The 21,321-nt window shown below is 44.8% G+C and carries 16 protein-coding genes; 5 read left to right on the forward strand and 11 right to left on the reverse strand.

Annotated features, from left to right (window positions below):
- Positions 1-9: 9 nt before the first annotated feature.
- The 9 genes from MAMMFC1_RS00315 to nikB all read right to left on the reverse strand — a co-directional run bounded on the left by MAMMFC1_RS00315 (position 10) and on the right by nikB (position 11,665).
- The gene (locus MAMMFC1_RS00315) at positions 10-1,677 is read right to left on the reverse strand and encodes an ABC transporter substrate-binding protein (RefSeq protein ID WP_197723874.1); all 1,668 of its coding nucleotides are present in this window, start codon (positions 1,675-1,677) and stop codon (positions 10-12) included.
- Positions 1,628-3,382 carry an ABC transporter ATP-binding protein gene (locus tag MAMMFC1_RS00320; protein WP_126305573.1) on the reverse strand — a complete coding sequence of 585 codons (1,755 nt, stop codon included), beginning with the start codon at positions 3,380-3,382 and terminating at the stop codon, positions 1,628-1,630. Before MAMMFC1_RS00320 ends, MAMMFC1_RS00315 begins: the two co-directional genes overlap by 50 nt.
- 13 nt (positions 3,383-3,395) lie before the next feature.
- Positions 3,396-5,126, reverse strand: coding sequence for an ABC transporter ATP-binding protein (locus MAMMFC1_RS00325; protein ID WP_126305574.1), 1,731 nt, complete (start codon positions 5,124-5,126; stop codon positions 3,396-3,398).
- A 49-nt stretch (positions 5,127-5,175) separates the two neighbouring features.
- Positions 5,176-5,922 (reverse strand): class I SAM-dependent methyltransferase, encoded by a 747-nt coding sequence (locus tag MAMMFC1_RS00330; RefSeq protein ID WP_126305575.1) that lies wholly within the window; start codon positions 5,920-5,922, stop codon positions 5,176-5,178.
- A gap of 437 nt (positions 5,923-6,359) precedes the next feature.
- The gene (locus tag MAMMFC1_RS00335; RefSeq protein WP_197723875.1) at positions 6,360-7,925 is read right to left on the reverse strand and encodes a nickel ABC transporter substrate-binding protein; all 1,566 of its coding nucleotides are present in this window, start codon (positions 7,923-7,925) and stop codon (positions 6,360-6,362) included.
- Between the two features lie 76 nt (positions 7,926-8,001).
- Positions 8,002-8,952, reverse strand: coding sequence for an oligopeptide/dipeptide ABC transporter ATP-binding protein (locus MAMMFC1_RS00340; RefSeq protein WP_197723876.1), 951 nt, complete (start codon positions 8,950-8,952; stop codon positions 8,002-8,004).
- An 8-nt stretch (positions 8,953-8,960) separates the two neighbouring features.
- Positions 8,961-9,746, reverse strand: a complete 786-nt coding sequence (locus tag MAMMFC1_RS00345) for an ABC transporter ATP-binding protein (protein WP_126305578.1) — start codon at positions 9,744-9,746, stop codon at positions 8,961-8,963.
- Positions 9,739-10,620, reverse strand: a complete 882-nt coding sequence (locus MAMMFC1_RS00350; RefSeq protein WP_126305579.1) for an ABC transporter permease — start codon at positions 10,618-10,620, stop codon at positions 9,739-9,741. The genes MAMMFC1_RS00345 and MAMMFC1_RS00350 overlap by 8 nt, the downstream gene beginning before the upstream one ends.
- A gap of 109 nt (positions 10,621-10,729) precedes the next feature.
- Positions 10,730-11,665, reverse strand: a complete 936-nt coding sequence (gene nikB, locus MAMMFC1_RS00355; protein ID WP_126305580.1) for a nickel ABC transporter permease — start codon at positions 11,663-11,665, stop codon at positions 10,730-10,732.
- Between the two features lie 801 nt (positions 11,666-12,466).
- Here nikB and MAMMFC1_RS00360 point away from each other — a divergent pair.
- The 5 genes from MAMMFC1_RS00360 to MAMMFC1_RS00380 all read left to right on the forward strand — a co-directional run bounded on the left by MAMMFC1_RS00360 (position 12,467) and on the right by MAMMFC1_RS00380 (position 17,990).
- Positions 12,467-13,486 (forward strand): ABC transporter permease, encoded by a 1,020-nt coding sequence (locus tag MAMMFC1_RS00360; protein ID WP_174234354.1) that lies wholly within the window; start codon positions 12,467-12,469, stop codon positions 13,484-13,486.
- Complete coding sequence (locus MAMMFC1_RS00365) at positions 13,453-14,358, forward strand: ABC transporter permease (protein WP_126305581.1); 906 nt, start codon at positions 13,453-13,455, stop codon at positions 14,356-14,358. The genes MAMMFC1_RS00360 and MAMMFC1_RS00365 overlap by 34 nt, the downstream gene beginning before the upstream one ends.
- 35 nt (positions 14,359-14,393) lie before the next feature.
- A complete protein-coding gene (locus tag MAMMFC1_RS00370) occupies positions 14,394-15,986 on the forward strand; it encodes an ABC transporter substrate-binding protein (RefSeq protein WP_126305582.1) in 1,593 nt (530 codons plus the stop codon).
- 82 nt (positions 15,987-16,068) lie between these two features.
- Positions 16,069-17,103, forward strand: a complete 1,035-nt coding sequence (locus MAMMFC1_RS00375) for an ABC transporter ATP-binding protein (protein WP_269471854.1) — start codon at positions 16,069-16,071, stop codon at positions 17,101-17,103.
- Positions 17,100-17,990 carry an ATP-binding cassette domain-containing protein gene (locus MAMMFC1_RS00380; protein ID WP_126305584.1) on the forward strand — a complete coding sequence of 297 codons (891 nt, stop codon included), beginning with the start codon at positions 17,100-17,102 and terminating at the stop codon, positions 17,988-17,990. Before MAMMFC1_RS00375 ends, MAMMFC1_RS00380 begins: the two co-directional genes overlap by 4 nt.
- A 149-nt stretch (positions 17,991-18,139) precedes the next feature.
- Here MAMMFC1_RS00380 and MAMMFC1_RS00385 read toward each other — a convergent pair whose 3' ends face one another.
- Both MAMMFC1_RS00385 and MAMMFC1_RS00390 read right to left on the reverse strand, forming a co-directional pair.
- Entirely contained in the window at positions 18,140-20,074 is a 1,935-nt protein-coding gene (locus MAMMFC1_RS00385) for a TonB-dependent receptor plug domain-containing protein (RefSeq protein ID WP_126305585.1), read from the reverse strand.
- 496 nt (positions 20,075-20,570) lie between these two features.
- Positions 20,571-21,317 (reverse strand): class I SAM-dependent methyltransferase, encoded by a 747-nt coding sequence (locus MAMMFC1_RS00390; RefSeq protein ID WP_126305586.1) that lies wholly within the window; start codon positions 21,315-21,317, stop codon positions 20,571-20,573.
- Positions 21,318-21,321 lie beyond the last annotated feature (4 nt).

Genomic DNA, 21,321 nt, shown 5'->3' on the forward strand with positions numbered 1-21,321 from the left:
CTTACTCTTCTACTTCCAGCGCCACTCTGTAATATTATCGGTAACAGGCCAGCCCTCCCCGTGGGGTTCCACTTTCGGTTTGCCGATGTCCAGATTATCCTTGACCAGGTAGCAGTGTTTCAGATTGACCAGCCAGGCCCAGGGCGCATCGCCCCGGGCGCTTAAACCGGTTTGTCCGTCCCATTGGGCTTTTTTCCAGAATTCATTGGCCTGGTTTTCGTCAGCGGCAGCCAAAGCTTTGTCCATATACGCATCAACAGCGGGATTACTGTAGTAACCGGCATTGAAATACTCAATTCCCGCCATTTTTGAACTAAATAAGCTGTACATTTCGAGGGGAGTATGGCTGCCCCAGCCAAACACTATGGCGTTGGAATGCTGCAGTTTGCCGATATCATCCCAGCTCTTGCCTTCAGCATTAATAATAATGCCAAAGGGTTTTAGCATATCGGCCACAGCTATGGCGAGGGATTGGCGGATTTTATCGCTTGCAGGGTAAAGCAGCGTGAACTGAGCCTTGAGCGTCCCTTTTTCCAGCATGCCGTCGCCATCAGTATCTTTCCAGCCGCCGTCATTTAGAATTTTTTTGGCCTCGGCTGCATCATTGTCTTTAACCACAGTATCCTTGTTCCACCACGGCAGTCCATCGCAAACCGAGTAAGCGGGAGTACCTTGTCCTTCCAATATCCCGTCAACCAGGGCCTTACGATTGATGGCCACATTGACGGCTTTACGGATGGCGATATCGGCGGTTACGTCATTACCGACAGCAAGTCCTTTATCCGTTTTGCCGCCGGATTTAACATAAGGAAACAGAATACCCCGATTGTCAACACTGTCCACAGGCAGCAGCGTCATCCCCGCCACCCTTTGTTTGCTAAAAGAAGCCGGAATCGCCGCCATGTCTAATTTTCCGGCATTGGCGGCAGCCATGGCGGCGTCCTCAGACAAATACAGGAAGGTAATTTTGGTGAAGTAAGGCTTGGGGCCATAGTAAAGGGGATTAACTTCAACGATAAGCTGTTGACCCTTGTCCCACTGCACAAACTTATACGGCCCTGAACCCATGGGTTTTTTCCCATAGTCCTTGTCGTGGGCATGCCGGGGAACAATACCTGTGCATACCAACAGATTCACGAATGTGGATTGGGGCTTGTTGAGAATAAACTTCACCGTAGAATCATCCACAGCTTCCACATTATTCAGATTGTTCAAGTCAACTACAGAACCACTCTTGGCGGCTGTTTCAAAAGTATATTTGGCATCTGCTGCCGTGAGCGGCTTGCCGTCGGAAAACTTGACGTCATTACGAATTTTGACGGTCCATACCAGGCCGTCGTCACTTACCATATAATCTGTTGCCAAATCGTTGACGATTTTCAGGTTATTATCCCGTTTAAGCAGTGTACTCTGAAATAAGGTAGACCCGTAGCGCCCCCAGCCGGTAGTAGGATCAAAACCTCCCTCCGGCTCAGCGCCAAGAGCCAAAATCAGCTCAGTTTTTTGGTCCGCAGCCGCATTTTCCGTTTTGGTCCGGGAACAGCCGACAGTCAATAGCAGAAACATGACAAGCACAAAGGCAACCGCCGCGAATGATCTTTTCTTTACCATTTCTCCACCCTTTTCCTTAGCCGGCCGACACTTGCGGCAGAATAAAATCACGATAATAGCCTTCATCCTTGATCAACACGTCATGGGGACCTGTTTGCACTATCTTGCCTTTATGAAGAACCACCAGTTTATCCGCCTCCCGGAAAGTAGACAACCGGTGAGCTACAATCACAGTTGTTCTTCCCCGGCGCAGCTTCCTGATGGATTCCTGCAACAGCCGTTCGTTCTCCGTGTCCAAGCTGGATAGAGCCTCATCCATGATCAGGATCGGCGCGTTCTTTAACAGCGCCCTGGCAACGGCAATTCTCTGTTTCTGGCCCCCGGACATCTTTAGTCCCCGCTCCCCCGCGTTGGTTTCATATCCTTCCGGCAGGCCGACGATAAATTCATGGATATTGGCCGCCCGGGCGGCAGCCTCCACTTCCTCCCGGGAAGCCTCCGGCTTGCCAAGTTTGATATTCTCCAGGATAGAGGTGTTAAATAGATACACATCCTGGGGCACAATGGTAATCAGATTGCGCAGTTCATCCAGCGGCATGTCCCGCAAATCCACGCCGCCAATGGTAATTTGACCCTTTTCTACATCCCAGAACCGCTGCAGCAAGTTGAGGCAAGTCGTCTTACCGACTCCCGACTGGCCTACCAGGGCCACCGATTCACCAGCCGATACCGAAAAGGTTACGTTGCTAAGGACATAAGGCAAGTCCTGTCCATAACCAAAGGACACCCGGCAAAACTGAATATCAGTCGCATTCCCCTCTGGCAAGTCTGCATCGCCGCCGTCCGATACTGTTCCTTTCGCATCCAGAACAGCAAAGACACGGCTGGCAGCAGCGGCAATCAGGCCGAAGTTTCTGCCCATGGCGGCGATTTCCAGTACCGGGGCAAAAATGTTGGCAGCCATAATGACAGCCACCGGCAGCCAATAAAAAGCCATTTGCCCGTCAACAATAAGGTACGCTGCTGCTCCCAGGACCGCAATCATGGCCGCGGAGGAAAAAATGTTCAGAAAAGCTCCCTCCAGACCCAGCCGTTTGCCGTAAATCAACAAACTCCGGTCCAAAGCTTCCGACAACAGTTTTAAGCGCCGCAAAAAACCGTCTTCAAAATTATAAGCGATAATTTCCCGCAGCCCCTGCACCCCATCCACCGTGTCGGAATTCATTTCCACCAGCCTGGCCCTGCTTTCCATCCCTTGCAAATCGGCCCGCCGGCGCAGCCACAGCGGTACGCTGAACAGCAGAAAAATCCAGGGAATGACTACCAGCGGCAATAACCAGTGAATATAACCCAGCATAAGCAAGGTAACCATCGACGCCAGTACCGCCACCAAAAAAGTCCCGGCGGTATGGGCAAAAAACCATTCCAAAAGTTCCGTGTCAGCCATCAAAGCGGCAGCCAATTCGCCGGAACGCATATTGAGCAGGTAGGCCGGCGTCACTTTTTCCACCGCCCGGTAGAGTTTTGCCCGGAAATCCTTTAAAATCTGGAAAGCGACATTATGGGCTACCCACATATCGCTAAAATACATAATAACCCGCAAGGTCACCAGCACGGCCAGCACGGGCAGCCACCGCCAAATTTCCTCCGCCCGGCCGCCGGCCGCCGCCAGTCCAACCAAATAAGCGCCCAAAGCCGAACCGGCAATAGCCAGCAAATGATGCAGCGTGCCGCAGGCTACGGAGGCAGCCATCCCTATCCTGTAAGGCCGCAAATAAGGAATCAGTTTGATAAAACCTGTCAGACTCAGGGAATCTAAAATACGGGACAAGCTACTACCTCCTTTAGCCATGCTGGGCTTTCACCAGTTGCGCATAAATGTTCCCGGCGGCAAGCAATTCCTTATGAGCGCCGGCTTCCTTAATCTCACAGTCGTCCAGCACCACAATCCGGTCCGCACCCTGGATGGTGGACAAGCGGTGAGCAATAATTATGGTCGTCCGGTTCCGGGTCAGGCCTTCCAAAGCTTTTTGGATAAGTTCCTCACTAACGCCGTCCACGTTGGATGTAGCCTCATCCAGCACCAGCACCGGCGCATCCTTCAAAATGGCCCGGGCCAGGGAAAGCCTTTGTTTCTGGCCGCCGGACAGCCGCACTCCCCGCTCGCCGATATGGGTTTGGTAACCATCAGGCAGTTCCATAATAAAGCCGTGGGCCTGAGCCAACCGGGCCGCCCGCTCCAGTTCCGCCGCCGATGCGTCAGGCTGGGCAATCTTTAAATTGTCGGCCACCGTGCCGTAAAACAGGTAGGTGTCCTGAAACACTACGGCAATTTGGTCCCGCAGGTGTTCCAGAGGATACTCCCTGATATCGCGCCCGTCCAAAAATATAGCCCCGGCCTGGGGATCAAAAAAACGCAGGACCAGGTTAACCAGGGTGGATTTGCCTGACCCGGACCTGCCGACAACAGCCACCGTTTCTCCCGGGTTAATTTTGAGGGAAACATTCTTCAGCGCCGGCCGCCTGCCGCCGGCATAAGCAAAGGAAACGCCTTTAAATTCAATTGCCGGCAGAGACTGCGGCCGATTTTTCCTGACAGCGGCAGGCGGCGGGCCATCAACGGGGACGGCTGTGTCCAAAATGGCGAAAATCTCCCGGCCGGCGGCCAGTCCCAAGAAACTGCGGTGCCAGTACATCACCAGATCATTCAGGGGGCGGAAGCATTCCACCGCCAAAAACAGGATGACAAATAACTCCGCCAACGGCAAAATGCCTGCGGCTACCCGCCAGGCGCCCATCCCGGCGGCGAAAGCGGCCCCGGCGGCCCCGGCCCATTTCACTACCGTGCTGTCCAGCAAAGTGATGGTTAAGCCTTCCATGGAATGCCGGTAATGCTTCCAGGCTTCCCCTTCCAGTTCCACGCCTTTCCTCTGACTGGCGTTAAATACTTTTAAAGTGGGCAATCCCTGCATGGCGTCAATATACTGAGCGTTAAGCCGGGCGTGGGACCGCCAGTAGTCCAGCAGGATTCTTCCCACTATCGGCCCCATGACCAGGGGAAAAGAGACTGTTATCAAAATGCCTGTCAAGACAATCAGTCCGATCAGCCAGTCCAGTTGCCAGATATAGACCGCTATCAGCCCGGACCCGATAAAAGCCACCAATAATTGGGGAATATAGGAAGTCAAAAAAGGCTCCAGGGATTCCACCCCGTCGGTAAGCACCGACTGCAGCCCGCCGCTGCGGTAACTCTCCTGGTAAGGCGGACCTAGATGCAAGATATGCAGAAACAATCGCTGCCGCAATTTGCTTTTCATGAGAAAAGCTATCTTTTTGGCGTAAATTTCGTCCAGCCAGTGCAGCAGTCCCCTGACCACCACCAGCCCGCCGATAAACAACAGGAGGCCGCCAAGCCCTTGCAGGCTTTCGGTCAGAAAAACCAGGTTCAGGCTTTTGGCCACGGCAAAGGCCTGCGCCACATAGGCGGCGGTAATCAGCAGCCCCAGGGCGGTTTTACCGGCCGCGTGGCGATAAACCCCTTGCAATAACAGAAACATTCGTAAGTAAAAATTCATCCTGTCGTCACTCTCCAAACAGATATGAAATTTCCGGGTAACTTTTTGATCATTTGGAGGCGCATATGGCAAACATGGGGGTGGGCGTATACAGCAGCTGCTCTATTTCATCATGAACCAGCAGACTAATGTTTTCCTGAACTTCAACTTGCTGAAAGTCGCATTGGCGAAAAGCCTGTTGATCCCATGCCGGGCGCTTTTGATAAGTTAAAGGCAGTTTACGGGCAATTGCTTCGTTTTCTTGCCGCTGTTCGGGTGACGCATTCTGTTTGTACCCTTTTTTCATGGCCAGCTTCAGATACTTGTCATGCTCCAGCTGAAGCTCCGGCTCACTCAGGTATAAGTGCCAATTGGCGTCGAAAACCAGAACTTTTCCTGCCGGTTTTAACAGCCGGCGCCATTCCTGATATGCTTCCAGCGGGTTAGGCAGCAGCCAGGTTACATTTCTGGACACGATCAAGTCAAAACTCTCATCCGGCAGGGCGACGGCATGAGCTTCCGCCTGCAAAAACTGAATTGTTTTCCCGGCGGCGGCTGCATTCTGCCGGGCCTGTTCCAGCATTTCCTCACACTTGTCCACCGCTGTAACCGAGTAGTTTAGCCCGGCCAGCAGAATGGCAAAAAATCCCGGTCCGGTTCCCACATCCAAGACCCGGAGGTTGTCTCCCGTCCCGGCGTACTTTACCAGCAACGACTCCCAGGCCTGCTTTTTCCCGCAGGCCATTTCCTTCTGAACATGCTCGTTATAACTGCCAGCCCGGCCACCCCAATATTTTTCAATACGTTTTCCCAGCATAACATATCTCCTCTCAATCAAATATCTGTAAGAGTTTTCACAACTCACAATTCATAACTATTGTATAACGATACCGAAACTTTGTAAATAGCAAAACTTCCGGCACACGGAAATCAATTTTGATACATAATTATCCAATTCTTTGAACGACATGGTCATTTGGAGTGTAAATTATCATATTGTTTAATCCATAAAGAAGATAAAATATATCGAATGGTATTATCTGGGGCAAAATTGATTTCCGTGCTTCCGGCAGGAAAATTCTCACTTTTTGTCAAGAGGAACCCCCTTCTGAGCCGCCGTGTAAATCATCGTAATTTTAGCACACGGTATATTACAGTTTTTGTTCTCAATTCATGCACATTCACCTCTGGTATTATTAAACAATACAGATACACACTCAGAAAGGGGCGGCGCATCTGTATTGTTAACAATTATTATTTTACATTAATCTTCTGCCATTCGATTGGTGCATAACTGTTGACTCCGATTTCAAATCCTTGTATTTTATTAGTATTCACAGCAAATGATGTGATTGGATAATAGATAGGAATGGTTAGCGCTTCCTCACTGATGAATTTAAATACTTTATCGTAATTCTCTTGCCTTTCTTTTTCGTTAAGGGTATTTAAGGTTGTTATTATGTTACTGTATAGTTCTTTATCATACCAGGCCTTTGCTGCTTTGCTGGTAACAAGAATGGAGAACAGCTCAAGCAGTGAACCATGAGGCACCCAGGAATCTGAAGATGTTCGCATCAGCGCTATATCAAATGCCTTTGTATTCATAGTCGCATCTTCATAGCCGTTTTTATCCAGAACGTTAAGATTTACTTTTATACCAACAGCGGAAAATTCAGATTGGATAAATTCTGCCATCTGTTTCCATTCCGGGAACTCTCCTGTTGATAATACAAAATTAAACTCCAGCTTTTTTCCGCCCTTTTCGCGAATACCATCGCCGTCTGTATCCCTATATCCGGCAGCTTCCAGTAATTGTTTGGCTTTTTCCTTATCATTGGCAAATCCGAAATTGTTTTCAGCGGTAGTATAAGGAACGCCGCTTTGATATAACCCATTAGCACCGGCGCCAATATTGTCAAACAGGTTTGTTGCTATACTTGTTTTATTAATAGCATAGTTCATGGCCTGACGGACATTTTTATCTTTAAAAGCGTCTACATTTTGGTTGAAAGCAATAAAGTATGAACACATGGTTCTCTTTGTATATATGCCGAATTTGCCGGATTTTTTCAGTTCCAATAGATTTTCCATCGGGATCTTGCCTATAAGGTCACCGCCGAGAATATCTATCTCGCCGCTTTGAAGGGCTAAAGCTCTTGCTTGGGCATCTGGTATTACCTTAAATGTTATTTTATTAACTTTGGGTTTTTCACCCCAGTAGTAGGGGTTGGGAACAAGGGTAAATTCGTGCTCTTTTGTATAGGACTCTACCATCCACGGGCCTGTTCCAACAGGTTTTGTAAATTTTTCACCATCCTTACCCGCGCTATTGGTGATCGAAGCGGGGCTTAAAAAGCGTACAGGGCGCGGGTATGTCAGCTCCGTCAAAATAGGATAGGCTCCGTTTTTAAACACAATTTTAACGGTATAATCATCGACCGCTTCCATACTCTCTACATTGACCGATGTCAAAATGGCATGACGATCGTTGTTGACCCATCTTTTCAGGTTAAAGATAACCGCGTTCGCGTTAAAATCGGTTCCATCGGAAAACTTCACCCCTTGCCGCAGCTTAAATGTATAGGTTTTTCCATCTGGGGAAATTTCCCAGCTCGTGGCCAGCTGCGGCAGAATCTTTCCCTCGCCGCCGTCTTCCACCAAGCCCTCATAAATCATCTTGTACAAAAAATGCGGGCCGTCATAGCTTGCCGCATCCAATTTATCTATGGCACCATCACGATAGATAGCAACAACAATTTCTTTGGCTTTCTGTTCTTCTCTGCCTACTGAATCGCTTTTGCTGCAACCGGCAAAAAACAAACTGCTGCACAGCAAAAGTGCAATTATACTTATTATCAAATGATTCTTTCTCATTTTTCTCTCTCCCTGCAAAAAATTATTGATAGAGATGGCATGCAACATAATGTTCGTTATCTTTCGACACTAAAGCAGGCGGCTCAATCGTACACACCTGTTGTGCATAAAGGCAACGATTTTGGAAAACACATCCTTTCTCAGGTATTTTTATTTCTTCAGTTTCTTTAAACAGCACCCTGCTTTTTTCTCTTTTCCGGGGATCAGGAATAAGGGTTGCCGCTAGAAGCGCCTTTGTATAGGGGTGCTGCACTTTGTCATTAATATTAGGAATAATTTCTACAATATTTCCTAAATACATAACAATAACCCGGTCACATATCTTATTGACTGCAGCGATGTCGTGGGAAATAAACAGATACGTGAGGCCAAACTGTTTCTTTAAATCGGTTAACAAGGTCAAAATTTGATTTTTTAAGGCATAATCAATGCTGGAAACAGCTTCATCGCATACAACAAATTCCGGGTTTAAAATCAAAGCCCTGGCGATGCCAACCCTTTGCCTCTGGCCGCCGGACATTTCGTGCCCGTACCGGGTTAGATACGTTTTGTTAAGCCCTACTTTTTCCAGCATGGCGACGATTTTTTCCCTTTTCTTCTCTTTCGATTCATGGCTGTAATTGTCAAGAGGTTCCCTTATAATCTGTTCCACCGGAAAATACGGATTAAAAGCATTGGCGTTTCCCTGAAAGATCATTTGCATGCCGTTTCTAATTTTCCGCATTTGGTTAAAAGAATAATTTGTTATATCCTGCTGATTAAAAATAATTGTTCCTCTGGTTGGCTGTTCAAGCTTTAAAAGCATTTTTCCCAGCGTGCTTTTGCCGCAGCCCGACTCACCTACAAGCCCCAGCGTTTCTCTTTTTTTTATAGTTAAATTCAGGTTGTATACGGCATATACTTTGGGCTTTTCTTTTTGGTTATAACATTTATACAGGCTGTTTATTTCAAATAAATTCACGCTTTCACCCATTTTCACATTTAAAAAATTGAGGCAAGCAGGGATTTTGTATACTCATGCTGCGGCGATTCGAATACGTCATAAACGGTCCCGCTGTCTACTATCTTTCCGTCTTTTAACACATAGACATCATCGGCCATTTGTGCCACAACCCCTAAATCATGAGTTATTAAAACAATCGCCATACCTGCAGTTTTTAAGCGTATCAATTCCTCCAGTATGGCAGCCTGGGTTGTCAAATCCAGTGATGAGGTCGGCTCGTCCGCTATCAGTACCTTGGACTGGGCAAGGAGTCCCATCGCAACCATAACTCTTTGACACATACCGCCGCTTAACTGAAAAGGGTAGCTTTCCAGAATTTGATCTGTATTTCTTAAACCAACGCGGTCGAGCACGTCTCTGAACAGGCTTAACGCCTCTTTACTGCCTATCGCCCTATTGCGGGTGCGGATTACCTCGAATAAATGGCTTTTTACCTTTAGAACAGGATTCATGGAACTGGTCGACTCTTGAAATATCATGGATATTTCTTTGCCTCTTATTTTTAAAAGCTGCTTTTCCCGCAAATCCCGGAGGTTAACACCGTTAAGCCATATTTCCCCGTCAATAATTCTGCCCGGCTTATCCACCAAATCCAGGACCGATAACGACATAACCGACTTTCCGCTGCCGGAGCCGCCTACAATTGCGGTTATACGGCCTTTGTACACCTCAAGGCTGACCCCGTCCACTGCTTTTACCACTCGCTCTTCTAAATAGAAATAGGTTTTAAGGTTTTTTATGGAGAGAACCGGCTGCTCAGACATGTTGTTCGTCATCCTCCTTTACCGCCACTGCATAACCGGAAACCGGGCTGAAAACATCATTCAGCCCTTCACCAAGCATATTGAAGGCAAACACAACCAGCATAATAGCCAGTCCCGGCCAAAACAGCATTAAAGGATAGGATGTTAAGTATTGCCTGCTGTCGCTCAGCATGACACCCCAGTCGGCAATAGGCGGCTGTGAACCAAGCCCAATAAACGAAAAGCCTGCAACGTGCATAATAACGGCAGCAATTCTAAGACTGGCCAGTACGATAATGGGAGAGATCGAATTCAGGGTGATGTGCCTTAAAATTATGGCGGTCTGACTGCTGCCTGAGGCAATGGCCGCCATCACAAACTCCTTTTCTTTAAGCTTAATGACCATGCTGCGTACAATCCTCGCAAAAGGCGCCCACCAAAGTAAAATGAAAACAATCATGATATTAACTATACTGGGCCCAAGCACTCCCACAATAGCCAGGGCAAAAAGGCCTGACGGAAAGGTTGATGCAATATCGGCAAGACGCATAACGGCATTATCAAGCCATCCGCCCACATAGCCCGCAATAATGCCGAGAGGAACTCCGATCGCCAGCATCAGGGCTGTAGCACAGATTGCGGTAGTGAGGCTGGTCCGGATTCCATAGATCAATCTTGACAATATACACCGGCCAAGCTGATCTGTTCCCAGCGGGAATTCGGCGCAAGGCCTGAGTAATTTTTGGCTGAGATCAACCGCATAAGGATCGTGGGGAGATACGATCGGTGCAAAAATACCCGCAAATAGGAAGACACTGATGATGATTAATCCCAGTATCGACAGTGTCTGTTTTTTTAATTTAACAAGTATGCTGCTTCTTAAAATTTTGACCATTCCTCCCAAGACGACAAAAGGAAACATTGTATGTAGATTTCCTGTCGTCAATTTTTGTGCAACATGTACAATACTGCTTCCTTGCAATTTTTACTCCTGCTGCTTTTAATTATTTGAATTGTATTTTAGGGTCGATATAAACGTATAGAATATCAAGTAAAAGATTTATGACAATATAGGTTATAGCAACAATAATTATATAGCCCTGAATAACAGGTAAATCTTTAAGTTTGATACTTTCGACCGCAAATTTTCCTATCCCGTTCCAGGAGAAAATGGTTTCACAGGCAAACTGACCAGCTAACAGCTTGCCAAAATCCACGCCTATAAGGGTTATACAGGGAAGAACTGCGTTTTTCAAGCCATGTTTCAGCAAAACGGCATTTTTGCTAAGACCTCTTGCTCTTGCCGCTCTCACATAGTCGCAGTTATTTATTTCGATGAGATTATTTCGCAAAATTCTTATATATATAGCTGAGTAATGTGCGCTCAATGTGAATGCCGGCAGCAATATATTTTCAAATTTGCTGCCTGAAATAACAGGAACAAGCTTCAACTGAACTGCAAAAATATATAAAAGCATTAAGCCAAGCCAAAAATCAGGTATTGTCGCACCGATGGTAGACCAAATTCTGAAAAAATGGTCCAGAAACGAATCTTTATAGCGGGCGGAGATGAGGGCTGTCGGTATAGCAATCAAAACAGCAATAAACATGGCTGCAATGGCCAGTTTAAGGGTTGCGGGGTATCTTGACAGTATCTCGTCTGTGACGGGTTGGCGGGTTTGAAAGGACAGGCCAAAATCAAATTTAACTGCTTTTATCAACCAGTTCATATATTGAACAGGAAGTGGCTCATTGAGTCCCAATTCTTCCCGCACGGCGGCAATATTCTTTTCGGTAACCTCCAGTCCCTGACTGCGTATGGTTATCTCGGCCACATCACCAGCTGACATGTTACTTAAGGCAAAGGCTAGAATTGTTACGATAATAAGCATGGGGATGATTTGAAATAACCGTTTTAAAATAAATTTTGTTTTTTTCATAGCTTCTCGCCTTTCCTGAAAACAACCCTCTTTCTTACACTACAGGCATAGCTTTTTGCATGTTAAGTCATAAAAAAAGAAGATACAAAATAAGATGCACATAATATGTGTATCTATAAATTGGACCTTCATGGTATATTGTTTCATACACAATATAATATAATTATTTTTTGTTATTGCTGACTGGTAAGTAAATCATCATAAAGACATTATTTCGTATAATGTCATATATCTAGTTGATTATATAATTTATTTATATATTTTGTCAATTACTATGGATTTTTATGCAAAACTTCCAGCAGTTACCCTGAGTGTACACATTTATACATTAGCCTTGTATAACGTACTAGAACTTTGTAAATAGCAAAACTTCCAGCAGATATTTCACGATTTTTTCATGATTTTTCCCATACTATTTAATTACCCAATACCAAAATTATCTAAATCATATTTTTTATAGCATTCCTCCAGACATTTTTGCACAAGTCGAGTTACCCTGTTGAGTGACAATTTCTTGACAACACATACTTGCTATAGTATCATTTATCGCAACAGGGTTATGAAAACCTTGAATAATTGCCGGAAATGTAATTCGATAGGAAAGATATGTAAGAATCCGATAAATTTAATTATTTTTAATAGAACCACGAAGGTTTTGTTCGCTTGAGAACTGTCCTTCGTGGTTTTTTTATGTTAATAAGATGACGGCGCAGTAAATTCTTTTTTCTTGTTAATAATCTTCATATCATATTGGTTTAATTGCTGTTTGCCAGTTGATGTTAATGAAAGCGGGGGTGTTGTTTGCTCCAAAAAACAATACTTGTTAAACAGATAATAAGAAGAACCTCATGGTTTGCACTTACGATGTTTATATTATCCATTGGAGTTTTCTACTTATCCCGACTTGCGCCTGGTGATCCGCTGCAATCATTTTACGGTGATGCAATTGAATCCATGTCCGCGAAGGAGCTGGACGCGGCAAGAGCACGTCTGGGTTTGGACAGCCCAATATATATTCAATATATCAAATGGATCAGTAACGCATTTCAGGGTGATTTCGGACTCTCACTGAAATATAAGATACCCGCGATGGACGTCATTTCTCCGTTGATTGGAAACACTTTGATTCTGGGAGGAACAGCCTATATACTTGTTTTTATTCTGGCCACCCTCCTTGCTTTGTTTTGTGCGATGAACGAAGATACTTTGATTGATCAAGTCATATGTAAGGTGGGAACAGCAGCCTACTACATACCTCCGTTTTGGTTGGGCGTTGTTTTGGTATTGATTTTTAGTATTAACCTCAACCTGCTGCCAAGCAGTGGAGCCTATAGCATAGGTAAATCAGGCGATATCCTTGATCGAATTCAACATATGATCCTGCCCCTAATAGTCATGATACTCAGTCATCTATGGTATTACTCTTACATGATAAGGAACAAGCTTTTGGATGAGGTGCGAAAGGATTATGTTCTTCTGGCCAAATCCAAGGGCTGCACAAAATCTGAAATCGTATTCAAGCATTGTTTTCGCAATGTGGCACCGACTATCGTCAGCATCATGGCGATTTCTATTCCGCATGTTCTGAGCGGAACCTATATTGCAGAGTCGGTATTCAATTATCCCGGTATTGGTGCACTTTCAGTTCAAAGCGCGAAATATCACGATTACAATTTACTGATGCTAGCTGTGCTGATTACCGGTTTGTTGGTTATTTCCAGCAGTATTATTGCACAATCAATAAATGAAGTAATTGATCCAAGAATGAAATTGACGGAGGCGTCTGAATGGCGGGAGAAGGCAGGGAACAGTTCGTCATAGTTGGTGTTAATTACAAGACACACACTCCCGAGAGGAAAAATTCATCCTTGGGGCAGAGGTTGAAGGGTAAGCCGCTGGTTTCTATTGTCATCCTTACCATTATCATTTTGGGATGTGTATTTGCTGATCATGTGCGTAACCATGACCCGACCAGCTTCTATCTAAATAACCTGAGTAAAGCACCTGATGCAGAATTCTATTTCGGAACAGACTCGCTGGGACGTGATATTTTTTCCATGATATGGTACGGCGGAAGGGTTTCAATTATTATCGGACTGCTGAGCATGGTGATCAGTACTGTGATAGGTGTTGTATACGGTTGCATCAGCGGTAACGCCAATTCACAAATTGATGCTGTCATGATGCGGGTCCCGGAGCTAATAAACAGTATTCCAATATTGTTGCTTGTACTGTTGCTTACCTCGATCATGGGAACACAAAATATTTTTAAGACATCTTTTGTCATCGGTGTGACAGGTTGGTGCGCCCTGGCAAGAATCGTACGAAGCGAAGTCAGGCAGATACGCAGCAGTGAATACGTGCTTGCTTCACGATGCATGGGAGGGAGTTTCCTGCACATAATGAGGAAGCACCTAATACCGAATTTTGTTTCAACAATCATGTTTGTTGTTGTATCAAGTATAAGTTCAAGCATGTCGATGGAGTCTACTCTGAGTTTTCTAGGTCTGGGACTTCCCGTGGATGTAATTTCATGGGGCAGCATGCTATCGCTTGCTAACAAAGCACTACTTTTAAATACCTGGTGGGTGATCATATTCCCGGGCGTATTTTTAGTAATAACCATGGTGTGTATTACCAATATCGCATACTTTTTTCGAAAAGAAACAAACAAAGGTGAAAGCATTTTATAAGGCAATTCAAAATTTATATAATAAAGGAGGATTTTATGAGTTCCAAGGGAAAAATTACCAGACAATTGACAGCGGTAATATGTATTATGGCTGTCAGCCTGAGTCTTATAGGGTGCTCTTTAAGCAGCAGCGGAACTAAAACGACAAAGGTAACCGATTTGTCAAATACGCTGGTATATGCAGGCGAAAATATTGATACAATCAACCCTATTCTTAGTGATCATGGAGAGTTATCCAGTATTGTCTTTTCCGGCTTGATGAACTATGATGCCGCCGGCAAGCCTGTTGTGGACTTGGCGGAAAGCTATACGTATGACGATAGTTCACTTACTTATACCTTTAATCTGAGGAAGGGAGTTTTATGGCATGACGGTAAGCCCTTTACCGCCGAGGATGTTGTTTTCACTTATAAAAAGTTGACAACAGATAAAACCTTATCTGCAAGTATCCTTAGTCAGTATTTGGATATCGCAAGTGTTCAAGCAAAGGATGAGAACACGGTTATAATAGTTCTTTCAAAATATAATGCTGCGATGCTTGATTATTTTACTGTTGGTATTTTACCGAAGCATCTGCTTGAAGGCCAGGACATCACCACGTCCTCATTTAACCAAAAGCCTGTAGGAACTGGCCGTTATAAGTTTGTTGAGTGGGATAAAGCCGGGGGAACCATAACACTGGTGAGAAACGAAAAATACTATGGTAAGGTTCCTAATATTGAAAAATTAGTTTACAAGACAGTTGCCGTGGAAAGCACCAAGGCTCTTATGCTCGAATCAGGCGAAGCAGACCTTGCCTGGCTCAATGCAAACTATGCAAAAAAATTTCGTGGTAAGGCTGGCTATAAAAACTTCGATTTTAAAACAGCTGACTATCGTGCAGTATCTCCGGATTTCAAATCTGCATTCTGGATTAAAAACAAAGATTCCATTGGAGTTCTTAACTATGCTATAAATAAGGATGCTGTCGTAAAAAGTGTGCTTAACAGCCAGGGAAGTACCGCATACAGTCCTATCCAACTGAACTCTTTTGGCGGTAATAAGGCTGCTGACATTTACAAATATGATCTAAATAAGTTTGCAGAAGAGATGAAAAAGCTTGGCTGGATTAAAGGCAGCGACGGCATCTATGAACGCAATGGCGATAAATTCCATTTTAAAATTCAAGTTCGTGATTATGAAGAAGAACGAATAGATATAGCCAATATTGTTTCAAAGCAGTTGAAAGATGCAGGCGTTGAAATGGAAATTGCCCTTGTTACGAAGTTTGACTGGAAAGCTGGATATGACGGCTTCTTGGCCGGTTATGCGGCTGAATTCGATCCGGATGGAACATATCAGCAATTCCTCTCAAGTGGGAGTGCGAATACTATGAAATACTCCAATCCGGTAGTCGACGATATACTTACAAAGGCCAGACATACCAAAGATGTTAATGAAAGAAAGGCCCTTTATGGCGAATTTGAGGTTGCATTTGCAAAGGAACCGGCTTCTATACTGATTGCATTTCTTGACGGTAATTATGTAGGCATTAGCGGCCTAAATGGTCTTGATACGACTAGACTTCTCGGACACCATGCAGTTGGCGTTATGTGGAATATAGAAAACTGGACACTTTCCAAAAAGTGAAATCACAAATCAAAATAAATCTGCTAGTAATGTTAAGACATACTGGGTGTTCTGTCGAGCACCCAGCATTTACTTTTTTGAAATGGAGGCACTGCAGACTATGCAACCTGTATTGCAACTTGAAAACTTGTCAGTTAGCTTCGATACGCCGAATGGTGAGGTCGAGGCTGTCAGAGATGTCAGTCTGTCGCTCAATAAAGGCGAAATCTTGGCTGTTGTGGGAGAATCCGGATGTGGTAAAACCGTTTTGTGTCAATCAATTATGAAACTGTTGCCTAAAACCGCCAAGATAAAGCAAGGACGCATTATTGTTGACGGCAATGATATAACGGATAATAAAGAAAAACAAATGCGTTCGCTGCGCGGCAGTGTTTTGTCCATGGTGTTTCAGGATCCCATGACAACGTTGAATCCAACCATTCCGATAGGAAAACAGATTACTGAATCCATCCTGAAGCATAACAAGTTCAACAGGGAACAGGCAAAAAAAAGAGCATTGGAGATGTTGGACTCGGTTGGCATTGACAATCCTAACCAAAGGTATTCGCTGCAGCCGCACTTTTTTTCAGGGGGGATGCGCCAACGATGCATATTGGCAATAGCTCTGGCCTCTAATCCCAAGGTGTTGTTTGCGGACGAAGCCACTACCGCCCTTGACGTAACAGTTCAAGCTAAAATACTCGATCTTCTTTTGGATATTCGCAACAAGACAGGTATTTCAATTGTCTTTATTACCCATGATCTGGGTGTTGTTGCCCGTATTGCCGACCGTGTGGCTGTCATGTACGCCGGAAAAATCGTAGAAATCGGCACAGCCGAAGAAATTTTTTATGACCCCCGGCACCCTTATGTATGGGGATTGATGTCAGCTTTACCATCACTGGCCAGGGAAGGAGAAAATCTTAACAGCATTCCCGGCACGCCACCAGTTATGGTGGATCCGCCGAAGGGTGACGCATTTGCTGTAAGAAACGAATTTGCCCTTGCGATTGATTACGAAGAAATGCCGCCCATGTTCCAGATTTCTCCTACACATAGCGCAGCTACATGGTTGCTTGATGAAAGAGCGCCAAGGATTACACCGCCAATTTTACTACAAAGAAGGACCGTATCATGAACACACAAAAAATATTAAGTGTCTGTAATTTAAAACAGCATTTTCATATAAACAAAAACTTAACTATCAAAGCTATTGATGGTATTACTTTTGATGTTAACAAGGGTGAGGTTTTTGGTCTTGTAGGTGAAACCGGCTCAGGAAAATCAACTGTTGCGCGTACAATTACGGGAATATATCCACCTACGGGCGGCGAAGTGTATTTTAAGGGCAATATGATATCCCAAAAAATAATACGCAAGCAGAATAAAAAAGATATTCACAAAAACATGCAGATTATATTTCAGGATTCATCTGCTGCGCTGAATCCAAGAATGACGGTCGAGCAGATAATTGCCGAACCTTTGACGGTTAACCGCATTATGAGGGACAAAAATGAGCTCCGGGACAAATTAGAGTCCTTGCTAAAGGAAGTAGGGCTTGATAATGCATATAAAACCAAATATCCTGCCGAGATTTCAGGCGGTCAGCGTCAACGTGTCGCCATTGCAAGATGCTTAAGTATGAATCCTGATTTGATTATTGCCGATGAGCCTGTTGCATCCCTGGATGTTTCAATTCAGGCGCAAATCATTAACTTATTTCAGCGTTTGCAGCGCGAGCATGGGTTTTCATTTCTCTTTATCGCACATGATCTTTCCATCATTAAGTTTATCTGTGACAGGGTTGCCGTAATGCTTCACGGCAAGATTATGGAAATTGCAGCAACAAAAGAATTGTTTAATAATCCGCTCCACCCATATACACAATCCCTTTTATCAGCAGTTCCGGTACCCGACCCTGTCTATGAAAGGAATAAGAAGCTTTTGGATTTTGATACAAAAAATGCAAAAACAGACGGTATCATGGTTGAAGTGGCACCCGGACATTACGTTATGAAGCCTTAAAAAAACAGTCAATATTAAGATGCAGCAACTGCCTTTGGTCCTGCGGCTATTTTCAATACTGTATATAATACTGCGTATTTCTTTACCAGAATCTCAACCGCCGCCCAGCCAGGCTACAGCAAAAAGAAAGCGGCGGCTGATGTTTCACGCTACATGCGGCGTTCCAGACCGAGATAGAAGTGGCGGGCGGCCATGGGATAAAACCCGATTGGATTCGGAGCCGTCACTCCCCTTACCTCATACGCCGTGTTGGCAAGATTATAGACTTTGAAACTGGCGATGAGATCAGGACTGATTTTATATTTTGCCGACAAGTCGACTACCCAGTATGAACTTGTTGTAAATGCCGCCCGGCTTAGTCCGGTCGCGCCTCGCAGCGTAAGTCCGGCATCCCATTTGCCACCGCTGTAATCGGCGCTGAATCGATAACCGTTGGGCTGGTTATTTTCAGGATCATCAGTATAATTTGCGGCTCCCTGCACTTTCTGTTGGACCTGAACGTAAGCATAACCGGCCGAAATGTTCCATAAAGGGGACAATTGGCGGGTCAAATCAAGGTTTAAGCCTTGCCGCTTTTGTTTGCTGACATTATCGAACGAATAAGGGACACCGACAACATTAGTGCTGACTCTTACGATAGCATCGTCCAGGCGACTGCTAAAAATGCTGGCTTGCAATTTGGTATTGCCGGCCAATTTGGTATTCACGCCGATCATAACCGTATCCCCTGTTTCCGGACGCAAATTCGGGTTGCCTCTTGGCACTCCCGTACTGTAAAGCTGTTCGATATTTGGCGTCCGGAAAACTTGTCCCCAGGAAGCGAAAATATTGGTATCATTGTTAATTTTTCGGTTTGCAGTAAGACGAACCGTACTTTGCCCGCCAAACAAGTTGTAGTCGTCATGACGCATTCCTGCCGTCAAGGTCCAATCAGCGGGCAAGCGCCAGCGGTTTTCTAAAAACAGAGCGCTATTCTCGATTTTTTTGTTAAAAATACCGCCCTTGGGAATATCCACATTTACTTGCCGCCAACTGACACCGCCGACCAAATCATACCTATCCGTTATTCTCCAGTTATCCTGCCAGTCAGTGCCGGTAGTCCGGCTAGTTACCGACCACTTATCCACTGCGCTGGGGTATCCCTCCATATAATTGGGAATCTCACGCAAATCAGAGCTGTAGTAAACCTTGAAGTAACCGTCCGCCCCCGTCCGGTTTTTCCAACGATACGTCAAGTCGGCAGTGTTATTGCGGTTAACTTCATAAGAGGTAGGGAAATGATACGGATAGCCCGGCGGCGCCAAGAAGTAACCTTTTTTGCTGTTAATGTATTCTAAATATAGCGAAAGCGATCTCCCCTCGCTTAATTCCTTGTCCAACCTCACACTGATCGCGTCTTCGTCGACGGCACTGTTGGGCATACGCTTGACCTGGCCTGTCCTCGCGTCTTTGTATTCAAAATGGTCCAGTTCCCGGCGCTCTGCAGTAATAAAATACCCAAAACCGTTTTCGCGTCCTTCGGTTCTCAGGCTGTAATTACGCATACCCCAATTGCCGCCCTGCATCTCTAAAGCGGTCTCATTTGCAGTTGCCTTGCGGGTAATGATATTGATGACGCCGCCGGCGGCATCGCTGCCATACAGCGACGAGGCCGGACCGCGCACAATTTCAATTCGTTCGATGCTTTTCACACTTGGCAGGAGATTAAGATTAAGTTTCATCTTGCCGCCTCCAAGGTCATTTTCCTTGTTGATCTTTCGTCCGTCAACCAGCACCAGAACTCGGTCATCACCGTTGATAAATACTGAACTCTGGCTGTAGCCGGCTGAGCCGGAATCAAAAATGCTAAGTCCTGCCTTTTCTAAAATTTCCGGAACGCGGGTATAGCCGCTCTTTTCAATTTCATCGCGAGTAATCACCTTTACACTTGCAGCTGTTTCCGCCTGCTTCAACGGAATACGATTGGCGGTCACAACATATTCATCCAGATTATACTCCTGCTCCTGTGCTGCCGCCTCCGCCATGCTCAGTATAAATGCGCTGCCAATAAGAGTACACAATATTTTCTTCTGTCGTTTATTCATATAAATTCCCCCTCAAAGTCCAATAATTTTTGTGGTAACTGCTCCGTAGCGAAGAATTAAGTACATTTCATTTAAGCTCCAGCTCCATGTTGCCTTAGTACAAGTGTGATTATGCGATCATTCGAGTGCTTATTTTCACCTATTATCTATCACTTATTATCCTCCTCTCAATCAAAAAAGAAGGTCACCAGTTTTGCTTGTAACTTCAGTAACAAGCAAAAAGCCAATGACCTTCAAATCACACCTATTGATCTTCAGATCAATATTCTTTACCATTTTAAAGCAGAGTTCATGTTGATACGCTTTCCAGCATCAGAGGCGATAATCTGCCGCAATTTCGATTATAATTGAGCAAAAATAATTATTCAATTTATCTTCCGTAAGTGCTACCAAATGGGAAAAAAAGACTTCCTCTTCGCAAATTAGCTGTACTTCATAAAGCATATTCCCCATAACTAACTTCTCCATGGTTTTATAAAGCGGATGAATTGATCTATTAAGACTTTTCGGCTACAATCATAAACTTAGTACTCATGTGACCATATTTCAAATACTCCATATAAAACCAATCAGGCTCAAACACTTTTTCTTTTATTTCAATTATTTTAAAGCCAATAGCTTCTAGTAGTTTCTTATCTTCCGGCGGGCGTAAAACACTAATATACGGCAGATTACAAATCATTTCTTCAGGCATACCATTAACGGTAGGGTTCCGCTTCTCAGACAATAATACAAGAATCCAGGATAGTTTTTTCCAAAGCGGTCGCAATAATTGATATTGGTTATTTAAAAAATTACCGTCAAAGACGACTAAGCGTCCACCTGGCTTTAGAACACGCCACCACTCATTATAAGCAGCCTGAGGGCTAGGCAATGTCCATACCACATCCCGAGATACCACCGCATCGAATGTCCCACTCGCTTCCCGCTCTAGATTTGCCACATCGCCACAGTACAGATTAACGAACACTTTATTTTTTAGAAAGTTATCCCTGGCTATTTCGACCATTCCGGGAGCCACATCGACAGCAGTAAGCAAATGACCTTTTTGGGCCAATAAGGTAGCACAAAAACCTGGCCCTGTACCAGCGTCCAATATTTTTTGCTGCGGCTGTTCACCGATACCGTTACTTAGTAAATTTTCCCATAAACGTATACTTCGATTATTCTTAAATTGCGCATCGACACATTTCTTATAAATGGATGAGATGTCTGTCCAATACTGAGAGATATATTTTATCATTGCG

The organism is Methylomusa anaerophila, from assembly GCF_003966895.1.
GTDB lineage: Bacteria > Bacillota > Negativicutes > Sporomusales > Sporomusaceae > Methylomusa > Methylomusa anaerophila.